21 protein-coding genes and 2 pseudogenes are annotated in these 22616 nt (G+C 65.9%); 12 read left to right on the top strand and 11 right to left on the bottom strand.

Annotated features, from left to right (window positions below; all coding sequences use genetic code 11):
- Nucleotides 1–417: 417 nt before the first annotated feature.
- From ACXJL8_RS02330 to ACXJL8_RS02310, 5 genes are all read left to right on the top strand, one after another.
- Nucleotides 418–1827, top strand: coding sequence for a site-specific DNA-methyltransferase (locus ACXJL8_RS02330; protein WP_456684570.1), 1410 nt, complete (start codon nucleotides 418–420; stop codon nucleotides 1825–1827).
- A 10-nt stretch (nucleotides 1828–1837) separates the two neighbouring features.
- Nucleotides 1838–2374: a DUF5681 domain-containing protein gene (locus ACXJL8_RS02325; RefSeq protein ID WP_456684569.1), complete on the top strand. Its 537-nt coding sequence runs from the start codon at nucleotides 1838–1840 to the stop codon at nucleotides 2372–2374.
- Complete coding sequence (gene terL / locus ACXJL8_RS02320) at nucleotides 2367–3986, top strand: phage terminase large subunit (protein ID WP_456684568.1); 1620 nt, start codon at nucleotides 2367–2369, stop codon at nucleotides 3984–3986. Before ACXJL8_RS02325 ends, terL begins: the two co-directional genes overlap by 8 nt.
- Before the next feature lie 917 nt (nucleotides 3987–4903).
- Nucleotides 4904–5218, top strand: a complete 315-nt coding sequence (locus ACXJL8_RS02315) for a hypothetical protein (protein WP_456684567.1) — start codon at nucleotides 4904–4906, stop codon at nucleotides 5216–5218.
- The gene (locus ACXJL8_RS02310) at nucleotides 5218–5610 is read left to right on the top strand and encodes an HNH endonuclease signature motif containing protein (protein WP_456684566.1); all 393 of its coding nucleotides are present in this window, start codon (nucleotides 5218–5220) and stop codon (nucleotides 5608–5610) included. Before ACXJL8_RS02315 ends, ACXJL8_RS02310 begins: the two co-directional genes overlap by 1 nt.
- Nucleotides 5611–6042: 432 nt before the next feature.
- Here the strand turns inward: ACXJL8_RS02310 and rfbH are convergent, their stop codons facing one another.
- From rfbH to rfbG, 5 genes are all read right to left on the bottom strand, one after another.
- On the bottom strand, nucleotides 6043–7359 hold the full coding sequence (gene rfbH, locus ACXJL8_RS02305; protein ID WP_456684565.1) for a lipopolysaccharide biosynthesis protein RfbH: 1317 nt from the start codon (nucleotides 7357–7359) through the stop codon (nucleotides 6043–6045).
- A 161-nt stretch (nucleotides 7360–7520) separates the two neighbouring features.
- The gene (locus ACXJL8_RS02300; protein ID WP_456684564.1) at nucleotides 7521–8060 is read right to left on the bottom strand and encodes a dTDP-4-dehydrorhamnose 3,5-epimerase family protein; all 540 of its coding nucleotides are present in this window, start codon (nucleotides 8058–8060) and stop codon (nucleotides 7521–7523) included.
- Entirely contained in the window at nucleotides 8060–8995 is a 936-nt protein-coding gene (locus ACXJL8_RS02295; protein ID WP_456684563.1) for an NAD-dependent epimerase/dehydratase family protein, read from the bottom strand. The genes ACXJL8_RS02300 and ACXJL8_RS02295 overlap by 1 nt, the downstream gene beginning before the upstream one ends.
- Nucleotides 8959–9729 (bottom strand): glucose-1-phosphate cytidylyltransferase, encoded by a 771-nt coding sequence (gene rfbF, locus ACXJL8_RS02290; protein WP_456684562.1) that lies wholly within the window; start codon nucleotides 9727–9729, stop codon nucleotides 8959–8961. Before rfbF ends, ACXJL8_RS02295 begins: the two co-directional genes overlap by 37 nt.
- Nucleotides 9730–9787: 58 nt before the next feature.
- On the bottom strand, nucleotides 9788–10876 hold the full coding sequence (rfbG, locus tag ACXJL8_RS02285) for a CDP-glucose 4,6-dehydratase (protein ID WP_456684561.1): 1089 nt from the start codon (nucleotides 10874–10876) through the stop codon (nucleotides 9788–9790).
- Between the two features lie 213 nt (nucleotides 10877–11089).
- Between rfbG and ACXJL8_RS02280 the strand changes: the two genes are divergently transcribed.
- The 6 genes and pseudogenes from ACXJL8_RS02280 (at nucleotide 11090) to ACXJL8_RS02255 (ending at nucleotide 15945) form a co-directional block, all read left to right on the top strand.
- A complete protein-coding gene (locus ACXJL8_RS02280; RefSeq protein WP_456684560.1) occupies nucleotides 11090–11926 on the top strand; it encodes a hypothetical protein in 837 nt (278 codons plus the stop codon).
- Nucleotides 11927–12228: 302 nt separating this feature from the next.
- Nucleotides 12229–13287, top strand: coding sequence for a DUF707 domain-containing protein (locus tag ACXJL8_RS02275; RefSeq protein WP_456684559.1), 1059 nt, complete (start codon nucleotides 12229–12231; stop codon nucleotides 13285–13287).
- Nucleotides 13288–13481: 194 nt separating this feature from the next.
- Nucleotides 13482–13712: a hypothetical protein gene (locus ACXJL8_RS02270; RefSeq protein ID WP_456684558.1), complete on the top strand. Its 231-nt coding sequence runs from the start codon at nucleotides 13482–13484 to the stop codon at nucleotides 13710–13712.
- 68 nt (nucleotides 13713–13780) lie between these two features.
- Nucleotides 13781–14713, top strand: a complete 933-nt coding sequence (locus tag ACXJL8_RS02265) for an NAD-dependent epimerase/dehydratase family protein (protein ID WP_456684557.1) — start codon at nucleotides 13781–13783, stop codon at nucleotides 14711–14713.
- Between the two features lie 82 nt (nucleotides 14714–14795).
- The gene (locus ACXJL8_RS02260; protein ID WP_456684556.1) at nucleotides 14796–15032 is read left to right on the top strand and encodes a hypothetical protein; all 237 of its coding nucleotides are present in this window, start codon (nucleotides 14796–14798) and stop codon (nucleotides 15030–15032) included.
- Nucleotides 15019–15945: pseudogene (locus tag ACXJL8_RS02255) on the top strand (NAD-dependent epimerase/dehydratase family protein). The gene ACXJL8_RS02260 and the pseudogene ACXJL8_RS02255 overlap by 14 nt, the downstream one beginning before the upstream one ends.
- A 172-nt stretch (nucleotides 15946–16117) precedes the next feature.
- Here ACXJL8_RS02255 and ACXJL8_RS02250 read toward each other — a convergent pair.
- From ACXJL8_RS02250 to ACXJL8_RS02225, 6 genes and pseudogenes are all read right to left on the bottom strand, one after another.
- Nucleotides 16118–17533: a phosphomannomutase gene (locus ACXJL8_RS02250; RefSeq protein ID WP_456684555.1), complete on the bottom strand. Its 1416-nt coding sequence runs from the start codon at nucleotides 17531–17533 to the stop codon at nucleotides 16118–16120.
- A 187-nt stretch (nucleotides 17534–17720) separates the two neighbouring features.
- Nucleotides 17721–18041 carry a hypothetical protein gene (locus ACXJL8_RS02245; RefSeq protein WP_456684554.1) on the bottom strand — a complete coding sequence of 107 codons (321 nt, stop codon included), beginning with the start codon at nucleotides 18039–18041 and terminating at the stop codon, nucleotides 17721–17723.
- 14 nt (nucleotides 18042–18055) lie between these two features.
- Nucleotides 18056–18808: an FkbM family methyltransferase gene (locus tag ACXJL8_RS02240; protein ID WP_456684553.1), complete on the bottom strand. Its 753-nt coding sequence runs from the start codon at nucleotides 18806–18808 to the stop codon at nucleotides 18056–18058.
- Between the two features lie 49 nt (nucleotides 18809–18857).
- Nucleotides 18858–19199: a hypothetical protein gene (locus tag ACXJL8_RS02235; protein ID WP_456684552.1), complete on the bottom strand. Its 342-nt coding sequence runs from the start codon at nucleotides 19197–19199 to the stop codon at nucleotides 18858–18860.
- Nucleotides 19200–19325: 126 nt separating this feature from the next.
- Nucleotides 19326–20120, bottom strand: coding sequence for an ABC transporter permease (locus tag ACXJL8_RS02230; RefSeq protein WP_456684551.1), 795 nt, complete (start codon nucleotides 20118–20120; stop codon nucleotides 19326–19328).
- A 729-nt stretch (nucleotides 20121–20849) separates the two neighbouring features.
- Nucleotides 20850–21134: pseudogene (locus tag ACXJL8_RS02225) on the bottom strand (integrase core domain-containing protein); the annotation flags it as partial.
- 248 nt (nucleotides 21135–21382) lie between these two features.
- Between ACXJL8_RS02225 and ACXJL8_RS02220 the strand changes: the two are divergent.
- On the top strand, nucleotides 21383–22609 hold the full coding sequence (locus tag ACXJL8_RS02220) for an IS110 family RNA-guided transposase (protein ID WP_456684550.1): 1227 nt from the start codon (nucleotides 21383–21385) through the stop codon (nucleotides 22607–22609).
- The last annotated feature ends 7 nt before the right edge of the window (nucleotides 22610–22616 follow it).

Below are 22616 nucleotides of genomic sequence, written 5' to 3'. Positions count from 1 at the left end.
CTATTTGTCTGCCTGATACCTGCAGATCAAGAAAATAAAAATTGCATACTATTTGCGCCGCCGCTTCGAAACGGTTTGATTTTCCCTGCCCGCAAGACCATTCCGGTCGTCCCGCCTAATTTAAGCGCTGGTCATTGACAAGCCGATCGGCGGGCGGTAGCTCGGAGCTCAACCCTGATCTATGCGGGGCCGTTGGAATTCGCTGGGTTCCGCACCGTCTGGGTGCAACCCGTCGTAATCCTACCCTTCAAGGAACTTCCCGCAGTGCGGGAAGTCCGGGCATTCTGACTCCGCCTCTGTCTGGCGGACGAGGGCAGCGCGGAACTGACTCGGACGTGCTGCAGCGCTGAGCTGCAGACCGCTCGAGGCTGAGTTCCCTCACCCCTTCGTCCTGTCGGCCGCGGAGCTCATTTCCCCATGTCTTCTCATGTCTCTCCGATCCGGACCCGCCACCGTGCGGTTTCGCCGGTCCCGTCGTCGAACTCCGGTTCGGCTGCGCCCGGATCCAACCTTACCGTCACAAACCAGCCCACCGCCGCGATTCAGCCGTCGAAGCAGGCGGTGCGCAAACGTGGCCGGGGACAGGTCGAGCGCCTGGCCGCCAACATCGAGCGGTTCGGCTGCCTCGTCCCGATCCTCGTCACGGGTCGCGGCGAGATCATCGACGGCCACGCGATCTACGAGGCCTGCCGGCGGTTGGGTCACACGACCGTCGCCACCATCATCGTCGACCATCTCTCCGAGGATGAAGTCAGGGCGCTTCGCCTCTCACTCAATCGCATCACCGAGAGCAGCTCCTGGGATCCAGACGCACTAAAGCGCGAATTCACTCACCTGCTGGCCTTCGAGCCTGATCTCGTCGCGTTTAGCGGCTTCGATATGCCCGAGATCGATCTCGCTCTCAGCGCCATGGTCGTCGACGATTCCGATCCGGCCGACGCGATCCCGGAGCTGCAGGGAGAGCCCGTCTCTCGCACCGGTGATCTGTGGGTCTTCGGCGAGCACAAACTCCTATGCGGAAACGCTCGTGAACCGGAAAGCTACGCGGTTTTGCTCGCCGGTCAGCGCGCACAGAAGGTGACGACCGATCCGCCTTACGGCTGCTCGATCCGCAATCACGTCAGCAGCTCGCACGGCGAGTTCGTCGAGGGCTCTGGCATGAGCGAGGGTCAGGCTGAGGCGTACTTCGAATCCTTTCTCGACGCGATGATCCCGCACGTCGCGGATGGCGCGATCGTCGAGATGTTCATCGACTGGCGCGGCATGCAGGCGCTGGTGAGCGCTTCCCGCGGCGCGGGCCTTCAACAGCTCACGACCTGCGTGTGGGACAAGGGCCTGGGCGGCATGGGCTCGCTGTATCGCCAGCAGGCCGAGTTCGTGCTGGTCATGAAATGCGGGGCCGCCCGGCACATCAACAATGTCGCGCTGGGTCGGCACGGCCGCAATCGTACGACGATCTGGTCGGCGCGCGGCCTGAACGGGTTCGGGCCAGGACGGGAGGCGGCGCTCGCCCTGCACCCGACCGTGAAGCCGGTCGGCCTGATCGCCGAGGCTCTTCTCGATACCTCGCTGCGCGGCGGCCGGATCTTGGATCCATTTTGCGGCTCCGGCACGACCTTGCTCGCGTGTCACCGGACCGGAAGGATCGGTTACGGGATCGAACTCGACCCCGCCTACGTCGACGTCGCCGTCAGACGGATGGAGGCGCTGACGGGCTCGCCGGCCCGCCACGCTGCCACCGGGCTCACCTTCGCACAGGAAGCGGAGCGGCGTGCGCAGGAACCGAAACCTGCGCGGGCGGCTGATGCCGTCGCGGTAGAGGCGTGAGGAGGCCCCGATGTCTGACGATGCGATCAGGGCCAACGGTACCGAAGCCACTCACGCCGACGAATCTGTATCCGAGATGCCCGCGCGGGAAGAGGCTGCGGGCGGGCATGGACCGCAGGCCCGCACGGCGACCGGGCGCTTCCGCCCCGGCCAATCGGGAAATTCTCGAGGCCGGCCTCGCAAGGAACCCGAGCCTGTCTTCGCGATGATGGCGCGCGTCCTGGGCGAAGCCGTCCCGCTCACGCGCGGCGGCAAGGTTGTCGAGATGTCGTGCAGCGAAGCGATCTTTCGCGCGATGTGCCACAGGGCGATGACCGATCCGCGCCTGGGCAGGGAGGTCTTCCGGCTGGCCATAGCCAGGGAGGCCGCCGTCGATACCGCCGATATCGACGCACGCTTGGCGCAGGGCGAGGCGGCCCTCGCAAATTTCATCGCGCGGGTGCGGCGCCAAGCTCGAATCGACCTCACGGCCGAGAGCGAGACCGAGCAAGATTCTGTTGGCGACAACGACAATCCCCCATCCGATCCGGGGGCGAGCCATGAGTGAATCGATCGACATGATGTCGGCGGCGCTGCGCGCCGACCTCGCGCTCTTCGTCGAGCAGGCCTTCGCCACGCTCGAGCCAGGTACGGCATTCTCACCGAACTGGCACTACGAGCACCTGTGCTGGGCGCTGATGCGTGTGCTGCGCGGCGAGGTGCGCCGGCTGATCATCAACGTACCGCCTCGGTCCGGCAAATCGATCATCGCGAGCGTCGCGCTCCCGATGTTTGCCGTAGGGCACGCTCCGAACCGCCGGATCATCTGCGTGTCTCACACCGAGGATCTCGCGCGGAAGTTCAGCATCGATCGGCGCGCGATCGCTCAGTCGTCCTGGTTCGGTGCGGCCTTTCCCGCCTTTCGTCCGACGGGACGGCGCCCGCGCGATCTGGAACTGACTACGACACAGCGCGGTTCCGTATTGGCGGCCGGCATGGGCGGGGCGGTCCTCGGGCGCGGTGCCGATCTCATCGTGATCGACGACCCGATCAAAGCCGTGGACGCACTGTCGCAGGCCGAGCGTCGGCGGGTCAACGAGGCGTTCGACAGCACGTTGCTGACGCGCCTGAACGACAAGCAGCGCGGCGCCATCGTGATCGTGATGCAGCGGCTGCATGCCGATGATCTCGTCGGTCATGTCGTCGAGCGGGATGACTGGGAGGTGGTCTCGCTGCCCGCGATCGCGACCGAGGACGCCTGTCATCGCCTGAGCGATGTGCCCGGGGATTTCTATCGCCGCCCCGCCGGTGAACTGTTGCACCCGGCGCGCGAGCCGATGGCTGTCCTCGAGGAGATGCGACGAGCCCAGGGCTCGTTGACGTTCCAGGCCCAGTATCAGCAGGATCCCACGCCGGCCGGCGGCAACGTGATCCGCCGCGAATGGCTGCGCACCTACGATATCCCCCCAGCCCGATTCGATCGGATCGTGGTATCCTGGGACACCGCCTCCACGCTGTCGGAGGCCAGCGACTGGTCTGTGGGAACCGTATGGGGTGCAGTCGGGCTCGACTATTATCTGCTCGACGTGGTCCGCGATCGCTTAGAGGCGCCCGATCTGCGCGAATCGATCATCGCGCTCACCGAGAGGTGGCGCGCGGATGTGACCTTGATCGAGAAGACCCACCTCGGGCACGCCTTGCTGCAAGATCTGCGTCGCTCTGGGGCTCTCGCGCCGATCCTCATCGAGCCGCGCTACGACAAGGAAGCGCGGTTGTTAGCTCAATCGGCTCGGTTCGAAGCGGGTCAGGTTCATCTGCCCGCCAAGGCGCCCTGGCTGGGGGCCTTTGTCGGAGAGCTGCTCTCGTTCCCGAATGGGCGCCATGACGATCAAGTCGATGCGACGACGCAAGCGTTGCATCACTTGACGGCACATCGCGCGCGGGTCGAGCCGCGGGTCCGGCGGAGCCGTGACAGCATCCGGGGCTTGCGCGCCTCTCGGCAAGTCGCCGCCACCGCAGCTGCAGCCCGCGACGCGGCCGCCGATGACAGGCCGGACTCCGGATCGAGCGGACCGCGCATCATCCGGATGCCCGCATCAACCGCGACTCCGATGCCCGACGAGAGCGAAGTCCGCGGTCGCCCGCGGCGGCGTTCTGCGGGTGACGAACGCACGGCATGAGGGGCCGCTCCCACCTGCAGATCTCCGGTAGGCCGGCGTACGACCACGCGTCAGATCTCGCAGTCGCCGCGATCACAGACGTCTGATCCTGATCGAGCTCCAGCCTTCAGTGAGTGGGACGACACCGCATCAGTACGGCGTTGCCCATGCGGAGACAGGATCAGGTGCTGGAACATCAAAGTGCGTTTCAGAGACGCCGGGAAAGGAGCGGTCAGGTCCCGCTCGACCGACCTTTGTAGATTCGCAGCCGCCGTCTTGGGTAGCAGCTTCGAGCGGACGCTCGAACCGCAGATGATCTTCCAGCGATCGAATCGATGCCGTTGCTCCAACATTCGACTGGACTCCGACAGCGATTGGAGCGTGAATGAGTGCGCTACGAAGCATACGGCTTCGCGAAATCTAGGCGAGAAAACCGTGACGATGGCTGGCTCAAGTGTTTCACCTATGCGCCTACGGTTGACCTGCAGCCAGAAATGACTCGCCTCGTAATGCGGACCTTCTCCGATCCGATCGCGGCGGTGGCGTCGAGCTGAGGCGGACTGCGCGAAAGCAGGCGTGCAAATTCGGCGATCGGGTCGCCCCGCAGGCTCATCAGGCCGCGTGCGGGGTCATGGCAGTGGCGGGGCAGATCCCGCCGCCAGCCCGAGGCGCGCCATGTACTCCCGTTGTCCAAGTCAGCTCGGCTCTCTCCTGTCTGCGTTCGACCGTCATTCCGGAGAGCAGGCGGTTCGCCGGCCTTCGGCTGGATGCCTGACGCTATCCTCCACCCCGGCGGCTTGAGGGTGGTCATGTCGAACCGCAGGATTTCGTGGGCCGCGGCGCTCCGTGAATTGAAGACCGATCGTGTCGTCCGTTGCGCAGTACGCGAGGAGCGCTTGCGCACGAGCGCAGGTCTGCGCGGTGCGCCGAGTCTCGCCATGAGCGTTTGGCGCGGACGCTCCGGTCGCCGCTACGTCGTGGTCATCCAGCCCCTCAATTCTCCCGATTTGGTTGCGGATCAGGCGGCCGTCATCCTCGCGGTCGCTCGCGATCCACACGGGCAGGCCAACCTCGTCGCGGCCCGCGCTTGCGAGGCCGGCGATCCGGGCTTCCTCGGCTGGCTGGCCGCCTGTGCCAATCTTGGCGCCGGCGAGGTGCACGCATACCGGCTGTCCGAGGCGCGGTCTGAGCGCATGGCGATCGCGGCGGACCTGAACGGGCCAAGGCCGGATGCCATTGCGGAGATGGCGTGATGGCGCGCCGCGAGTTCAGCAAGGCGGTGCTGCGTGCCGCTCTCACCCGCGCGGACGGGCGCTGCGAGGGGCAGCTCACGGATGAAAGTCGCTGTCCATGCAGATTGCAGATCGGGCGCTTCCAATTTGACCACATCGTTCCCGCCGCCCTGACGGACGACGCCTCTTTGGACAATTGTCAGGTGCTGTGCCGCCCCTGCCATGCGGCCAAAACGGTGAACGATGTCGGCGTGATCGCTCGGGTGCGACGGATTCGCGATCGACATGCGGGCATCGCTGACCCACACCGCCGGCTTTTGCCAGGCAGCAGGGCTAGCCCGTTCAAGCGGCTGATCGGCGGCGGGATCATCCGCCGTGAAACCGGCGAGCGGCTAGATCGGGGCGAGCGATGAGAAGCTGCTGATCCGTGCCTTCCGCCGAGCAGGCACGCGTGAGCACAGCATTTCGGCCTTCCTATCGCATTCTGCATCGACAATCGTTGACTAAGGTAGAGGTCGCGTCTGCTCCTTTGTCGATTCTTGTCTCGACGAATGCTCGGGAAATTCGCTGGCCTTCACCTCATATGCAGGTGAACATCCGCGGCATCCCCCATCCTTCCTAACAATTACTGCGATGCGGGAGTTCGTTGCATATGGATGTCGCCAATGTTCGGCGGGTAACGGCACGACTGGAGTTGAATTTGCCGTGCTTCAGTCTTGAGCTGCGGCCGGCTGAAATTCTCTTTCCACCTGACGCTCTGTAATCCTGTGGATCAATATTGGGATGATTCTTAGGAATTATTCGATGATCTGAACATTCCAAAAAGCACGCCGAACTTCAGCTCTTCAGCCGCCGAGATCACGCGTGACCGTCAAGAGCATGTCGGCCATGTAGTCGAGCATTGGCTCGGTGACGCCCGGCCAGACCCCGATCCAGAAGCTGTCTCGCATGATCTTGTCGGTATGCGTCAGGATCCCGTGCACCCGGTACGTTACATCCCGGAAAGCGGGTTGCCGGGTCAGGTTCCCGGCGAAGAGTAGCCGGGTCCCGACCCGCTTCTCCTCGAGCCGCGCCACCAGGGCATTCCGGTCGATGCCCGCTCCGTCCCGCACCGTCAGCAAATAGCCGAACCAGCTCGGCTCGGAGCCCGGCGTGGCCACGGGCAGATGATACAGCCGGTCGAGACCGCGTTCCCGCAACCGCCGCTCGAGACCGTCGAAGTTCTCGCGACGGCGCGCGACGAAATGATCGAGCTTGGCAAGCTGGCTCACCCCGAGAGCGGCCTGCATGTCGGTCATCTTCAAATTGTAGCCGATGTGGCTGTACGTATACTTGTGATCGTAGCCGTGCGGAAGGTCACCAAGCTTCCAGCCGTAGCGGTTATTGCACGTGTTGCTGACCCCGGGTTTGCAGTAGCAATCCCGGCCCCAGTCCCGAAAGGACTCGGCGATCTTGGCGAGGGGGCCGCGCTCCATCAGCACGGCCCCGCCCTCCCCCGTAGTGATGTGGTGGGCAGGGTAGAAGCTGAGGGTCGCGAGGTCTCCGAAGGTGCCCACGCCCTGGCCGCCGATCTTCGCGCCGAACGCGTCACAGCAATCCTCCACCAGCAGGAGACCGTGGCGGCGGCAGAGTTCGGCCACTCGCACCGCGTCGAAGGGGTTCCCGAGGGAATGCGCGATCATGACGGCGCGGGTCTGCGGCGTGATCGCCGCCTCGAGGAGTGCGACATCGACGTTGTGCGTCTCGAGGTCGACATCGACGAAGACGGGGACGCATCCGGCCTGGACGATCGGTGCGACCGTCGTGGGGAAGCCGGCCGCCACGGTGATTACCTCGTCGCCCGGCCTGATCCGGCGCTCCCCGAGCTTCGGCGAGGTCAGCGTCGCGAAGGCGAGCAGGTTCGCGGCGGACCCCGAGACGGTGAGCTTCGCGTAGCGGCGGCCGAAGGCGGCGGCCAGCTCGGTCTCGAACCGGTCGGCATAGCGCCCCGCGGTCAACCACATATCGAGGGACGCGTCGATCAGGTGGGCACAATCCTCCGCGTCCATGACCTTGCCGGACGGGGGGATGTAGGTCTCTCCGGGCACGAACGGCGCTTGCGCGCGCGCTTCGAAATGGGTCCGGGCGAGGGTCAGGACTTCTTCGCGCAGGGCGTCGGTCATCGGCTTACGGCCTCTTCTCGTCCAACATCCCGGACGCGGCAGCGCGTCCGGGTTGCAACATCGCTCCAGTCGCCAGCATTGGCTTTTCGTGGAGTGCGCGCTGCGTGTTCATTCGTGTCCAAGCACCAGCTCTCTGGTGCGCGGGACGTCCCATCGGCCGCTCAGAACGGGGTGACGAAGGCGTCGAGACCGGGGTGTCCGCGGTCCCGCTCCGAGAGGATAGGCCGCGGGATGCTCCAATCGAAGCTGAAGCTGTCCCAGCGGATTCCCCGGTCGGCGTCCGGGGCGTGAACTGAGGTCACCAGGTACAGGAGCGTCGCCTGCGCTGAGCGCACGGCGAAGCCGTGAGCGCAGCCCTCCGGCACGTAGACGCCCGTGGGGCCATCGCCGCCGATCTCCAGGGCGACCGCACGGCCGTAGGTGGGCGACCCGCGCCGGAGGTCGAGGACGACATCCGTCGCAGTGCCCGTGAGGCACCAGACGAGCTTCGCGTGCTGGTGGGGCGGGACCTGGAAATGCATGCCGCGGATCACATCGCGCACCGACGTGGAGCAGTACACCTCCTTGAAGTCAGCCCTGATGCCATGGGCCGCGAGGCCGGGAGCATGCATGAGCTTGTGGAAGCTCCCGCGCGGGTCGTGGCCGCCCGGCGCGTGGAGGGAGACGACATCCGCGAGGTCGGTTGGATGCGGGTCGAACATCAGGGTGACTTTCCTAAGAGCCCGCCGAGCCCCGTCTCCAGATCGATCGCGGCGGACCAGCCGGGGAGGAGCGGACCGAGCCACGGACGTATCACCTCGCGGGGACGGTAGGGCCGTCCTCCCCAGTTGGCCAGGACCGGGCGCCCGCCGAGGTGCTCGATCCGGGCGACCAAGCTCCGGAGAGAGAGCGTCTCCGGCCCGCACAGAGCGAAGCTCTCGCGCGTTCCCGCTGCCGCAGCGCGGACGCGCGCCAGCCCGACGCGGACGCCCGCGACGACGTCATCCACGTGCAGGAGGTTGATGCTCTGCTCGCCCGGCGAAAGGTCGAGGCGGGTGCCAGCCCGCTGGGCCTGGAGCAGGGCCGAGACGAGCTTGCCCCGAAGATCCTCCGGCCCGTAGGTATCGGTGAGCTTCAAGGTCAGGACGGCGAAGCCCTCCGCCTCGATGTAGTAGGCGGCGATGTCCTCGAAGGCCTGTTTGGTCGCCGCGTAGAGCGTCGCTGGATTGTAGCGATCGCCGTCGAATTGTTGCCAGACCGTGCCAAAATTCACGAGGCGGGTCACCCCGCAGCGCGCCATCGCGTCTAGAAGCTGCGTGCCGAACAGCAGATTAGCCTCGACGAGCGGGATGATGTGGGCGGGTCCGTGAATCCCGACGAACATGGTTGCCGCATGGATCACGGCGTCGGGCGCGAAGGCGCGCACCAGATCGTACAGGCCGTCCGTCGAACCATCGTGGCGTAGGATCGTCGCCCGCGGATCGACGCGGGCGACATCCGAGCGCGCCCGCACGAGGGCGCCAACCGCGCAGCCGGCATCGGCCAGTCCTCGCACGAGCCGGCCGCCGACGAATCCGGTCCCGCCCGTGACGAGCAGGCGCTCCGGCGGCCCGAACGGCTCTACCAAGTCTTCCACGGTGCCCGCCGGGACGCCCATAGCGTCTCGAGATTCGTCCTGTCCCGCAGCGTGTCCATGGCTTGCCAGAAGCCGTCATGGATGAACGCTTGAAGCTCGCCCGCGCGCGCCAGATGCTCGAGCGGGACCCGCTCCCAGATGGTGTCGTCCCCTTCGACCAGATCGATCACCGAGGGCGAGAGCAGGAAGAACCCGCCGTTGATCCAGCCGCCCTCATTGGCGGGCTTCTCCTCGAAGGCCGTGACTTGCGTGTCCTCGAGGGCGAGATATCCAAAGCGCTTGTCCGGGCGAACCGCCGTGACCGTGGCCTGCTTGCCATGGGCTCGGTGAAAGGCGATCTGGGCCGTGAAATCGACGTCGCACACGCCGTCGCCGTAGGTGAGGGCGAACATCTCCTCGCCCTCTAGGTGGTGACGGACCCGCCTGAGCCGGCCGCCCGTCATGCTGGTCTCTCCCGTATCCACGAGCGTCACGGTCCACGGTTCGGCGGTCTTCCGATGGATCTCCATCCGGTTGTCCGCGACATGAAACGTGACGTCGCTCATGTGCAAGAAGTAGTTCGCGAAATATTCTTTGATGATGTAGCCCTTGTAGCCGAGGCAGATCACGAAATCGTTGATGCCGTGCTGGCTGTAGCCCTTCATAATGTGCCAGAGGATTGGCCGACCGCCGATCTCGACCATGGGCTTCGGGCGCGTCGTGGTCTCCTCGGACAGGCGCGTCCCGAGACCGCCTGCCAGGATGACGGCCTTCATCGCCCGGTCTCCGGCCCAGCGCGCTCGGTGCGAAGGCGGAACGGATCGGCAGGTGCGGTCACGGATGGTTCCTCCCGCTCGGTGCCGCCGCCACGGCCCGGCGATAGGCGGCGATCTGTGTCTCGACGAGATCCCGGGCGGCTGTCGGCTCCTCGCAATAGCTGCGGTACCATATCATCGTCTTCTGCACCGTGGACGCGAAGTCGAGCGAGGGGCGCCACCCTAGATTCGCCTCCGCCTTCGCGGTGTCCAGCTTGAGGATGCTTGCCTCGGCGACGGTCGCGGGTTCAATCACGACCGGGATCGGTTCGCCGCCCCACGCCGCGAGGGCCTGCTCGACGAGGCGCCGCACTGTCACCTCGCTCGCCCGGGGTGGACCGAAATTCCAGGCCCCGGCCGCACCGTCGTCGCCCGCGAGGAGGCGCTCGCCGAGGAGGAGGTAGCCGTGCAGGAGTTCGAGCACGTGCTGCCAGGGCCGGACGGCCTCCGGATGACGCAGCACCAGCGGTGCGCGCGCGCGGATCGCCCGCACGAGATCGGGGACGAGGCGGTCCTCCGACCAGTCGCCGCCGCCGATGACGTTACCGCCCCGCGCCGTGGCTAGCCGCAGGCCGGAGCCCGTCAGCAGGGTCTGACGGTAGCTGGATGCCACGATCTCGGCCGCGGCCTTGCTCGCGCTGTAGGGATCTTTGCCGCCGAGCGGATCCGTCTCGCGATAACCCCAGACCCACTCTCGGTTCTCGTAGCACTTGTCGGACGTGACACAGACAACGGCCCGCACCGTCTCTGTGTGCCGCGCCGCTTCCAGCACGTGGGCCGTCCCGATCGCGTTGACCGCGAAGGTTCCGAGTGGATCCGCGTAGGAGCGGCGCACCAGCGACTGCGCCGCCAAATGGAAGACGATCTCCGGGCGGAAGCCGCCGAGCGCGGTCTGAACAGCATCGAAGTCGCGGATGTCGACGATCTCGGAGCGCATGCGGCTGCCGAGATCGAGATCCCGGAAGAGGTTGAACCTGTCGGGCTCGGGCGCGAGCGCCAATCCGGCCACCTCCGCCCCGTCCCGAAGGAGACAGGACGCGAGCCAAGCGCCCTTGAAGCCCGTATGTCCTGTCACTAGGACGCGCACACCGCGATAGGAATTAAACATCGAGACTGGATCCTGCCTGAAGCATTGCACTCCGGCATGGTAGATAAATGGTTAACTGAAACAGTGTACCACCCAGCCTCGCGACGTTTCTGCAGCCGACGGGGGCTCAGCAAGCCTCGATCGATCGGCGCCGGAAGAATTCCGAGTTGGCAACCATAAGGTGGGCAATTATCGCAAGATTCGATCAGGGCGATGTAGCCGGGGTGATGTAACGTGCACAATATCTCGAATACAGAGCATGCGCATCCTTGCGCGAAATCGCGCGACGCGGGTGTGGCTGCGGCTGCGCTGAAAGATCTGATGCCCAAGCTCGCGGGTCTGAGGCCGGGCAAGATCGCCGTCGTCACGCCCTATTATCGGGAGAGCCTCCAGGAACTCCTCCTGGCGCACCAGAGCGTCATGGCGCAGGATGCCGCTGTCACGCACATCATGGTGGCGGACGGGCACCCGAATCCGGCGGTCGCGGGCTGGAATTGTCAGCATCTTGTCCTGCCCTCGGCGCACGGTGACGCCGGGAATTTCGCGCGGGGCGTCGGCGCRCTCCACGCCTTTCAAGGTGGAGCGGAGTGCGTGTGCTTCCTCGACGCCGACAATTGGCTCGAGCCGAACCACGCTTCGAGCCTCTACAGTGCCATCACAGCGACGGAATCCGATGTCGGGGTCAGCCGCAGGGCCCTGCGGCGACTCGACGGGAGCGTGCTGGACCCCCTGGATCCGGAGAGCGATGGATTCCGGTTTGCCGATACCGGCACCGTGATGCTGCGCCGGTCGGCGCTCGAAATTGCTGCGCTGTGGGCGACCCTGCCGGCCGAACTCAGCGGTGCCGGGGACCAGTTCATCTGGGCGGCGGTAAACAATCGGGGGTTTAAAGTGGCACGGACCGATACCCCGAGCATGAATTATAAGACGAGATGGGCTGTTCATTACGTGGGACGCGGAGAGGTCCCGCCGCGCGGCGCCGTCGATCTCACGATCGTGCGGAAATCGGAGGCTCACTGGCAGGCCCTCACGGACGCGGAGCGTCGGCGTATCATCCTCGGCCACCGGTGAGGGCGATCGATGGCAAGGCGACGACCTCGTGCTGCCGCCGCACGGTGGGTACCTCGGTCCGCTGAATGCCATCGATGCCGTGCGCGCGATCCGGGACGTCCAGTCCGGCGTGGCGCCGCATCGCGCCGTTTGATCCGGAGTGGGGATCCCATCGAGCGTCAGGATCGATGTCCGCCTGAACGGGTGGATATCGTAAAGGCCGGATGCAGGATCCGGGTCGCGAAGCGGGCTGGCGAGAAAATGCAGGTCAATTACTTGGCGCAAAAATTCGCGTTATACTGTTCGATGGGTCTGAATGAATCATGAGCGCAAATTCGACGGCGGTTTCGCCTGAAAATTGGATCGATCGGGTCGCAGATCATCCCTGGATTTTCGGAAGATTAGATGGTCTGCTGATATCGCCTTACGTGCTGCTGTATCGCGACGGGCACATTGGTGGTCTCGACGACCGCCGCTTCCGGCGCTGGACAGCCCAGGGTGGCGGTGTCGCGTTCCTCGACGAGGCCGGCGCCTGCGCGATGACGTTCCTGATGGGCGAGCCGGGTCCCGAATCCCGAACGCTCCTCGTCGAGAACGCCGCGCAGGCCGATGCCGTCCATTGCCTGATCGAGACCGCGTCGTTGCTCACGGAGCCGGAAAAGGAGATTGCCTGCACGCTGGCGCCTCTTTCGCAGCGACGGCCAAACCTCGTCGTCCTCCGTGCCGGGACGGAGTCGGTGCATCCGTCGTGGCCCCGGGACATCGCAAACTGCGACCGGAACTGGGATCTCTGCATCAGCTGGTACGACAGCGCCGAGAGCTTCTCAGGCTGCGAGCCGGCAGAGTACAGCGTCCTGCAGAACACGACGCGAAAATACCAGAGCTTGCACAAGCTCCTGTACCCCGGCAGCCCTCTACTCCACTACGACTACGTCGCCTTTCCCGACGACGACATTCAAATGAGTTGGCGCGACATCAACCACATGTTCGAGATAGCGCGCTGTCACAACCTGGCCCTGTGCCAGCCCGCCGTGCATCCTGCGAGCTTCTTCTCGCATCAGATCACCGTTCAGCAGGCGGACAAACGGCTTCGCTTCACGAATTTCGTCGAGGTCATGTTTCCGATCTTCTCGCGTTCCGCGCTCGGGCGCTGCCAGGGCAGTTTTCTGCTGTCCGGCAGCAGCTGGGGACTCGATCAGCTCTGGCCGAGGCTCCTCGGCGGCCATCGCTACCAGATCGGGATCATCGACGCTGTCGCGGTCAAGCATATGCGTCCGGTCGGAAACTCGTACGACATCGCGGGCGCGTTCGCCGACAAGCATCGGCTCATCCAAACATTCGCCGCCCCCGAGGATTACCGGGAATTCGGCCTGATTGTATGATGCACGTCCCCTGTGCTCCGGCGGACGGGCACGGGACGCGGGGCGGCCGGGACGCCGTCCGCATTCGGGCCGGCTGCGCGTCGTCGGCCGCCACGCCCGGCACCGTCGAGCGGAGTGGCAGACCGGAGTGGCCGCAAGTGCCCCCTGGAATGCCTCCGCTTCGTAGCTAGGGTCCGTCGACGAAGAGACGGACGATGAAGAAGAGCCGGTTCTCGAATGCGGTGCTCTACGACCCGTTCGAGGCAATCATCGCGGCGGGAGCGTATGGTGCGAAGTTGTGCGGCGCGGGCGGCGGCGGCTTCTTCCTCGCGCTCATTGATCCGGATCGGCTTCCGGCGCTGACCGAGCAGGTGGCGCCGCTGTCCGTCGTTCCAATCTGCATCGATGTCGACGTCTCCACCTTGATCTATCGTCAGACTCGCTGAGCGGCGACCTCAGATCATTCCAGACATGCCGTAGGCGGCCTGAGGTCTCATCGCGACGAGAGGCGACGATGCGAATTCTGATCACTGGCGGCGCTGGTTATATCGGGACGATCCTGGTGCCGATGCTCCTCGAGCGCGGACACCACGTGACGGTGCTCGACACGTTCAAATCTGGCGCGCCAGACCTGTTCTCGGCTTGCCAGTACGACACGTTCGAGCCGATCAAGGGCGACGCGCGCGATGCGCGCATCCTCGACGAGCTGATCCCGAAGCACGACGTGCTCATCCCCCTCGCGGCCCTAGTCGGCGCCCCCCTGTGCAAGGTGGACACGATCGGGGCCACGACGCTGAACCGCGACGCAGTGATCGCCCTGGTCCAGCGCGCGGGCGGCGAGCAGAGGATTGTCTACCCGACGACCAATTCGGGCTACGGCGTCGGCCAGGCGGGCAAGTTCTGCACCGAGGACTCGCCCCTGCGGCCGATCTCGCTCTACGGCACCACCAAGGTCGAGGCCGAGAAGGCCGTGCTCGACAGTGGGCGCGGCGTCAGCCTGCGGCTGGCGACAGTGTTCGGCATGGCGCCGCGCATGCGCCTTGACCTCCTCGTCAACGACTTCACGCACAGGGCCGTGACCGACCGCGCGCTGCTGGTCTTCGAGGGTCACTTCAAGCGCAGCTACATCCACCTCCGCGACGTCGCCAAAGGCTTCATCCACGCGATGGACAATCACGACCGGATGCGCAGTGAGGCGTACAATCTCGGCCTGTCGAGCGCCAACCTGTCGAAGCTGGAACTCTGCGCGCGCATCAAGACGCACGTCCCGAATTTCGTCTACGTCGAGGGCCCGATCGGCGAGGATCCAGACAAGCGCGACTACATCGTGTCCAACGCGAAGCTAGAGGCGACCGGCTGGTTCCCCGATTTCGACCTCGACCGGGGAATCAAGGAGCTGATCAAGGGCTTCCGGATGATCCGCAACTCGCGATTCGCCAACGTGTGATGCGAACGGCTCCAGTCCAGCAGCGATCGCCCCGCCGGGCGCCCCGACAAGTCGGCCGGCGCGCGAACGGACCGAGGTGCCCATGAGCGCGATCGTCGATTTTCTCACGCAGACCCGCGACACCTTCCAGGCGGCCATCGACGATTCCCGCTTCAAGGCAATCCTCGCCGAGATCGCCGACATGGTGACAGCGTCCCTGCGCGGTGGCGGCAAGCTCCTGACCATCGGCAACGGCGGGAGCGCCGGCGACGGGCTGCGGCCGACGATCGCGTGGTATCGCGAGGCCTATCGCGACGGGGCTCACCATGCCGGGGCCTGAGCGCGACATCGTCATCGGGGCGGACGGCTTCCTTGGGCGCAACCTCGTCCCGCGGCTCCGGGCCGAGGGCCGCGAGGTCGTCGGGATCGGTCGGGCGGCGGGCGACCTCTCCGAGTGGGCGAATGTCGAGCGGGCTTTGCGCGCCGCGCCCCCGGCCGCCCGGATCTTCCACGTGGTTACCCGCCAGCGCACCGGCGCGGTGCAGTACGACATCCAGGGCGAGCTCCTGGCGATCAACGCCCGGGTCCACCTGAACGTCCTCGAGGCGTGGCGCCTGTACCACCCGTAGGCCAAGCTCGTCTCCACGGGCTCGTCCTGCACGTATCCCGAATCGGCGGAGCCGCTTTCCGAGGCGCGCTTCGGCCAGGAGCCCACGCACCCGTCCGTGATCGGGTACGGGCTCGCCAAGCAGGTCCTGGCGACGGGCTCGGCGGCCTACGCGCACCAGTACGGCCTGAGCTTCCTGCACTGCGTGCTGGCGACGCTCTACGGCCCGCACGACAACAAGGTCTCCGACCGCAGCCACTTCGTCGGCGCCCTGCTCGACCGGGCCGTGCGGGAGAAGGCAGCGGGCGCGCAGCAGTTCGAGGTCTGGGGCAACCCGCAGACCGTCCGCGAGGTGCTGTACGTCGACGACCAGATCGACGCGATCCTGGCGGCCGACCGGGCGTTCAACAACGAGATCCTCAACCGCGCCGCCAACACGCCCGTCACCGTCGAGGCGGTGGCGCGGGCGGCTCTGGCCGCCCTCGACTGGTCCGTCCCCCTGGTGAGCCCGCCCGGCTCGTTCCAGGGCGCGGCCTACAAGATGCTCGACTCGATGCGGTTCCTCGACCGGACCGGCTGGCGGCCGCGCATCGATCTCGAAGCGGGCCTGCGCAGGCTCGCCGCGGCGGAATACGCCGACCGGTAGCGAGCCGCCGCATTCGGTTGTCGGAGGCCCAGGCCCGGTCTCGCTCGCGCGGCCCTGTCTTCCGTGCTGCTGCCTCGGGGGAGGCGAACGCCGCCAGCGCGCCTTCGAGAAATCTCCAGGTGACGCTGGCGACGCGCGATGCGAGGGCGTCGCTCCAGGGCCTCTCGGGGGTTCAGGCCTTCGCCATGGAGGCCGCGGCGGCATGAAGCCCCCAGCGGACGAGGTCATGCGCCTCCTGCGCCGTCTTGGCCTCTGCGTAGCACCGCAGCTCGGGTGCATTTCCCGAGGCTCGGAAATGGATCGTGCGCCCGCCATTGAGCCCGATCCGAATCCCGTCCTGCTGGTCGAGCGAGTCCGGTGACCCGATCGGCTCGAGGAAGGCGGCCCTGAAGTCCGCATCCCGCAGTCGTTCGAGGAAAGCGGCGCTCGCCTCGGAAGGGGTGTTCGGCAGGCGATCGCTGGCCATCTCCCCGGCATCGAGGGACGCCACGAGATCCGCCAGGGAAGTGCCGGCTGCGCGGGCTGCGGCGAGGGTGGCCAGGATCGGCAGCATCGCATCGCGCGTGGCCAGGGCGGGCAGTGTCCTGCCGTCGACGGTAACGTCCGATCCGAGCAGGAACCCACCGTTCGCCTCGAACCCGACGACGATCCGCGCCCCGGCAGACGTCGCCTGCTCCATGCCGGCGATGACGAAGGGCGAGCCGACCTTTGTGCGCACAACCGTCCGGAAGCCCCCGGACTGCTCGAGGGCCGAGCCGGCCGTGACCGGCACCACCACGGTGTCGGCGCCGAGGTAACGGGCGGTGATGAGCCCGAGCACGTCGCCCCGCAGGATCTGGCCCGTGCCGTCGGCCACCAGCGGCCGGTCGGCGTCGCCGTCCGTGGTCACGAGCGCGTCGAAGGCGCCCGGCGCCATGACGTCCCGGATGAAGGCGATGTCCTCGGGACGATGGGCCTCGGTATCGATCGGCACGAAGATCTGCGACCGGCCGATCGGCGTCACCTGCGCGCCGAAGGCGGCGAGCAGATCGGAAAGCAGGTCGCGGGCGACCGAGCTCTGCTGATAGACCGCGATGCGCAGGCCCTTCAGGATGCCCGGCGCGAAGGCGGTCCCGTAGCGCTGCTGATAGCGCGTGATGGCGTCGGGCTCGGGCGTAGCGGACGACGCAGCCGGTTTATCGTCGCCGGCCGGGACGTCCGCCAGGGCGGATAGGATCGCCGCCTCGTCGGCTTTGGTGATCTCGCCGTCGGGGCGGTAGAATTTCAGGCCGTTGCGATCCTCAGGGATGTGGCTGCCCGTGACCATGACCGCGTAGGCGCCCCGCCGCATCGCTTCGAGGGCCAGGGCTGGGGTGGGCAGCGCGCCGCAATCGATCGCGGTGAAGCCGGCGGCCGCGGCCGCCTCCGCCACCGTGGCCGCGATGCCGGGGCTGCTGTCGCGCAGATCCCGCCCGATCACGACGTGGCGGCGGTCACCGTCTGCCGAGACGGATCGAAGGAACGCGCTGGCATAGGCATAGCTCGGTCCGCCGACGAGGTCCGTCACGAGACCCCGCAGGCCGCTCGTCCCGAATTTCAGACTGCTCACGGTCGCTCCATCATCTCCGCATCGATGCACACGTCCGAGATCGATGCCGCAAACCGCGAGCGATCACAACGCCGCCCACCGGAATGCTGCTCTCGCTGAGGCCGAGGTTTCTTCTCCGTCGGACGCGCCCGGTGGGGGCCGCTCCGGGGCCGAATCCCCAGCGCGCCGTACCGCATCGGTCATAACATCAAGAGGCCGTCAGCTGCTGTTCGAGATGCGCGCGAAGGATCGAGTAGTGTCGGACGAGTTCGTCGAGCCGCTCCGCGTTCGCCGTGCCGGTCGCCGCCGAATCGAGTGGCGGACGGTAGGCGGCCGCGTAATGGGCGGCCTGCGCCTTGAGCTTCGTAGCGACGAAGTCCAGATCGGCCGACCAGACGGCTTCCGCCCGGACTAGTTGGAGGCGCCTGGAGATCTCGAGCCAGTTCAGATCGAGGGCGATGCCGCTGCCCATCTCCTTGAACAGGTCGAACATCGAATCGAGGATCGCGATCGCGGTCTGCGCCGACATGGCCCTGCCCTCCGTCAGGACCGCGCGGCCACGAGGTCGGGGCGCGCGTACCAGTCGTCGAACAGGGAGAGCTGACGGAACCGCCGCCGGTAGCCCTGACCGGTCAGCAGCGCGTCGATCGACTCGCGGCTGGCCGAGAAATTGTGCTCGACGCTGATCAGCGCGATGTCGTGACGCGTGAAATCGAAGCTCTGCAGCACGTCGAACTCGCCGCCTTCGACGTCGATGCTCATATAGTCGATCCGCCGGGGCGCGCGGGCCTCCGCCAGGAACCGCTCCAGCGAGATCGTGACGACCGGGTATTGCCGGCGGTCCTGCCGGAACTGCGCGTGGAAGTCGCCGCCGGCGAAATCCTCCATCCCGGAGAGTTCACCGATGTTGACCTCGTTGAACAGGACCTCGATCCCGTCGGTCTTGTAGACGCACTTGTCAGAAATGTAGCAGGCGCGGTTCTTCCGCAGCGCCGCATGCCAGGCCCGGGCCGGCTCCGCGAGGGCGCCTTGCCAGGCGTAGGTCTTCTCCAGCAGGAGCGTGTTGCTGAGGCTGACGCCGTCGCAGGCGCCGAACTCCACGAAGTAGCCGTTGCGCTTCTCCTGCAGCTCGTACAGCACCCACAGGTCCTGCAGCAGCTGTGCGTTGGAATACGGCGCCATCCGCGTGGCGAAGGACAGGAAGTCGAGTTCGGCGTCGAGGATGTGCGGCCGCGCGTCCAGATTGTCCCTCAGGTTGATCAGGGCATTGAACACCGTCAGGAGTTCGACATCCATGGTCTTCGGCTCCAGTCCTCGGACGGAATCGCGCGCGAGCTTTGGGATTTCAGCTGCGTGCCGACGTTTGCACCCGCGTGCGCGTGGCTGCCAGGATCCGGTTCGATCCTTCGAACAGGACACCGTGCTGGAGCGCGGCGGGTCCCTGATCCGGTACGGTGCGCGCCGCGTTGCGGATCGCGGACAGGAAGCGCTTGCGACTGAACCCGTAGGGCCGCAGGCTCCCGATGAGCGCGTCAATCAGGGTCGACGTCGCCTCGGACCGCGCCCGGGCCAGATCGCGCTCGCGCAAGACGGCGTCGCGCTCGGCCTTGAGGAGGGTCAATTCGACCTGCTGCTGCTGGATCCGGCGGATGTAGGCGGTCTCGATGGCATGAACGGCATTCGTCATCGTGCAGCAGCCCTGACCCGGAGCGGGTTAACATTTCGATGCCGAACCATCGGTCGGCGGCGCCCGGGCGGATGATCACGCCGGCTTCGGATTGCGCGGCTGTCAGCTACAGGCGCAACCCCCTGCTCATCCCTGCATCTTGCTGACGACGTGCTTGACGAGTAGAAGGCCGATGCTGGCGCAGGTCAGCCCGAACATGATCACGTACAGATAATCCACTTGGATGCCTGCATAGGGATAGTAGGCGGACCTGACCCACTCTGCCAATTGCATGGCGGGGTTGTACTTCATCCAGTAATATACCTTGTCGGGCATGTAACTCGGAAGGAACATAACACCGCTGGAGACGTACAGGATGATGCTGAACAGCGCGTAGCCGATCAGCCAGCCAGGAAAGAAGCCGATGATCGCCACGTTGATCGTCCCGATCCCGACGCCCAGGATGATGGCGGCGAGGTAGCCGCACATCGCCGTAAAGGGTTGCGCGGGGATCGGGTCGGTCCCGATGACGATCAGAATGGAGCAGACGACCAGCAGCGCGAGGAAGCCGGTCACGATCTCCACGAGGATGCGGGCGAGGATCACGTCGAACAGCTTGACCTGCGGGTAGTAGGTCAGCGGCCGGTTCATGATCACCGCCTTCATAACCTCGCGGGAAATATACTGGAAGACCAGGACCGGAACCGCACCCGTCGCGAAAAACAGAGCCCGATTGTCGCCGAGCGGCGCCGCCAGCTTCTGGAAGGTGTAGATGGCGATCAGCATGAAGACATGCACGCAGGGCCAGAGCACGACCACGCCGTAGCCCCAGAGCGAGGCGCCGAAACGGGTGCGCATATCCCGCAGCATTAGGGCGTGCAGGACGTGCAGGTAGGATTCTACGGGGCTCTTCGACGTGGCGGCGTTGGGCAAAGTCGGCATCGGGGATCAATCCCTACTGGTCCCCTGCTCTGTGCCGACAAAAATTAGGCCAAAGTGCGTTGGAAGGCGCGAGACGCTCTGCGATTTGAACGCTCGGTTTTGGAACCGGCTTGGTTCGTGCACTCATGCAACCAATTGTTGTTGCTTGTGTTTTCTTCCTGAGTTCGGCGTTTCCAGCGAAGGAAGATTGCGTCGCGGAGATGGTCGGGCTACTGTCACGCAGATTGCGCCCGATCAAGACTTCGCAGCGGTCGTCACCGGCCGGGACCGATCGGAAGAACGCCCGGGTATATGCTTCGCTTGGGTCGCCCAGGAGATCTGTTACGAGCCCCCGGAGGCCACTCGTCCCGAATTTCAGACTGCTCACGGCGCTTCCATCTGGCCCGGCGCTGTCATGCGCTCCTACGGCGGTGATGCCGTGAAATGCTCTCAATCACACCACCCGGCGGGCGGGTGCGACGCCCGAATGCGGTCTCCGCTCTTACGGAGCGTAATCCTTTTAACCTCTGCCAACGCCGCGCGCCTTGCTCCGATCCACCAGCCGCGCAGTGGTGAATGGCTTCGTTTTGCCAAATGACAGACGGGAGGCCGCCCAACTGGCTGTGCTACTGTGCGAAGCGAAGCGCCTGAGGCCTCCACGCAGGTCGAGATCTCGGTCCAGCTCGATGGATCGGGTTCTATCCGACCACCTCCTCCTGAGCATAGTCTGCTTGCGGCAGCAGAAAGCCTTCAACCAAAATGCCGGCAGGTGCGCTCGACAGCGCGACCATTCCAGGTGTATGGTCCCGGAATGTGGTGTGACGGATCGAGCCTGAAGCGTTCGGGCTCTTTGGTCCAGACCTGAAGGACATGCTCGTAGGGCGTGAGACCGCGCAGGGTCTTCAGCCGACGGGCATAGTTGTAGGCGTCGACGAACAGCTGCAGGTGCGCCCGGAGTTGTTCGTGGGTCTCGTAGTGGTAGCGCTTGACCGTGGCGTCCTTGATGGTGCGGTTCATCCGCTCGACTTGACCGTTATCGGGCATGATGGCCCCGGTGCCCTCGCGTTCTGCTGATCGTCAGATGAGCGTTATGGTGAGCCCATCCGGGACACGGGGCACCGGGAGCACGCGAGTGCGGGCAGGCCGACGCTTGTACCATGGGCTGCGAGCCCGAGCCGTTATTTGGCCGCCCCTGCGGCTCGCCCGGATGCGCTGCGAGCGCGGATCCGTAGTTGCCGTGTTGCCCGCCAGCTCCCGTGAACGAGGCACGAGGAGACAGGCTCATGCGAGTTGTGGGATTGGACATCCACCGCATCTTCGCCGAGGCGGTGCTGCTGGATGATGGAACGGTCCGACGTCTTGGCCGGATCGGCATGACGCGCGATCACCTGACGGCGTTCGCCAAGTCACTGACCCATGACGACCACGTCGTGGTCGAGGCGACGGGCAACGCCAGCGCGGTCGCCGAGGTGATCCGGCCGCATGTCGGCCGGGTCGTGATCGCCAACCCCCGCCAGGTGCGCCTCATCGCGGAGGCGCGGATCAAGACCGACGTGATCGACGCCACCGTGCTGGCCCGGCTCTATGCCAGCGGGTTCCTGCCCGAGGTCTGGATCCCAGACGAGGCGACGCTCGGTCTGCGGCGCCAGGTGACGCGCCGCACGCAGATCGTACGGCAAAGGACGCGGCTCAAGACCATCGTGCAGTCGATCTTGCACGCGCATCTCGTGCCGCCTTGTCCGCATGCCGATCTGTTTGGGCCGCGCGGGCGGACCTGGCTCCTGGTGCAGCCAGTGCCGCCGGACGAAAGCGATGCGATCACCCGGCATCTGCGCGAGTACGACCGGCTGAGCGAGGACCTGAAGGTCGTCGAGCGTGAGCTTGCTCGGGCGGCGCGCACCGACGCGAACGTCACGCGGCTGATGACGATCCCGGGCGTCGATATGGTGGTGGCCGTCGGGCTCATTGCCGCGATCGGGCCCGTGGCACGGTTCTCCGGTCCAGATCGCCTCGTTGCCTATCTCGGGCTGAACCCGAGCGTACATCAGTCTGGCTCTGGCAAGCCGCGGCATGGGCGCATCACAAAGCAGGGCCGCACGCACGCGCGCACCATGCTGGTGGAGGCGGCTTGGCAGGCGGTGCGAGGACCCGGGCCGCTGCGCGCCTTCTTCCAGCGCGTATCAGCACGACGCGGACCCCACATCGCCGCGGTGGCGGTCGCGCGCAAGCTTGCGGTGATCATCTGGCACCTGCTCACGCGGGGGGAGGATTACGCGTGGGTGCGTCCAGCGCTGCACGCCAAGAAGCTGCGCGAGTTGGAACTGCGTTCGGGTGAGCCGGCTCGGCGCGGCCAGCGTGGGTCAGCCTACGCCTACAACCTGACCCGCGTGCGCCAGGAAGAACGGCGACGCGTCGAGCAGGCGGAGGTTGCCTATCGGCGGCTGACCGAAGGCTGGAGCCGACGTGGACGGCGGGTGCCCACGGGCGCCGCAAAGGAGGAGCGACTATGAGGACGGC

It is taken from the genome of Bradyrhizobium sp. P5_C11_2 (assembly GCF_054049755.1).
The sequence above is the reverse complement of the archived record's forward strand: the minus strand, read 5'-3'. Positions and strand labels throughout refer to the sequence as shown.

Coding starts and splice junctions, on each gene's coding strand:
- ACXJL8_RS02330 (WP_456684570.1), top strand. CDS start 418: ATGTCTTCTCATGTCTCTCCGATCCGGACCCGCCACCGTGCGGTTTCG.
- ACXJL8_RS02325 (WP_456684569.1), top strand. CDS start 1,838: ATGTCTGACGATGCGATCAGGGCCAACGGTACCGAAGCCACTCACGCC.
- terL (WP_456684568.1), top strand. CDS start 2,367: ATGAGTGAATCGATCGACATGATGTCGGCGGCGCTGCGCGCCGACCTC.
- ACXJL8_RS02315 (WP_456684567.1), top strand. CDS start 4,904: ATGAGCGTTTGGCGCGGACGCTCCGGTCGCCGCTACGTCGTGGTCATC.
- ACXJL8_RS02310 (WP_456684566.1), top strand. CDS start 5,218: ATGGCGCGCCGCGAGTTCAGCAAGGCGGTGCTGCGTGCCGCTCTCACC.
- rfbH (WP_456684565.1), bottom strand. CDS start 7,359: ATGACCGACGCCCTGCGCGAAGAAGTCCTGACCCTCGCCCGGACCCAT.
- ACXJL8_RS02300 (WP_456684564.1), bottom strand. CDS start 8,060: ATGTTCGACCCGCATCCAACCGACCTCGCGGATGTCGTCTCCCTCCAC.
- ACXJL8_RS02295 (WP_456684563.1), bottom strand. CDS start 8,995: ATGGGCGTCCCGGCGGGCACCGTGGAAGACTTGGTAGAGCCGTTCGGG.
- rfbF (WP_456684562.1), bottom strand. CDS start 9,729: ATGAAGGCCGTCATCCTGGCAGGCGGTCTCGGGACGCGCCTGTCCGAG.
- rfbG (WP_456684561.1), bottom strand. CDS start 10,876: ATGTTTAATTCCTATCGCGGTGTGCGCGTCCTAGTGACAGGACATACG.
- ACXJL8_RS02275 (WP_456684559.1), top strand. CDS start 12,229: ATGAGCGCAAATTCGACGGCGGTTTCGCCTGAAAATTGGATCGATCGG.
- ACXJL8_RS02270 (WP_456684558.1), top strand. CDS start 13,482: ATGAAGAAGAGCCGGTTCTCGAATGCGGTGCTCTACGACCCGTTCGAG.
- ACXJL8_RS02265 (WP_456684557.1), top strand. CDS start 13,781: ATGCGAATTCTGATCACTGGCGGCGCTGGTTATATCGGGACGATCCTG.
- ACXJL8_RS02260 (WP_456684556.1), top strand. CDS start 14,796: ATGAGCGCGATCGTCGATTTTCTCACGCAGACCCGCGACACCTTCCAG.
- ACXJL8_RS02245 (WP_456684554.1), bottom strand. CDS start 18,041: ATGTCGGCGCAGACCGCGATCGCGATCCTCGATTCGATGTTCGACCTG.
- ACXJL8_RS02240 (WP_456684553.1), bottom strand. CDS start 18,808: ATGGATGTCGAACTCCTGACGGTGTTCAATGCCCTGATCAACCTGAGG.
- ACXJL8_RS02235 (WP_456684552.1), bottom strand. CDS start 19,199: ATGACGAATGCCGTTCATGCCATCGAGACCGCCTACATCCGCCGGATC.
- ACXJL8_RS02230 (WP_456684551.1), bottom strand. CDS start 20,120: ATGCCGACTTTGCCCAACGCCGCCACGTCGAAGAGCCCCGTAGAATCC.
- ACXJL8_RS02220 (WP_456684550.1), top strand. CDS start 21,383: ATGCGAGTTGTGGGATTGGACATCCACCGCATCTTCGCCGAGGCGGTG.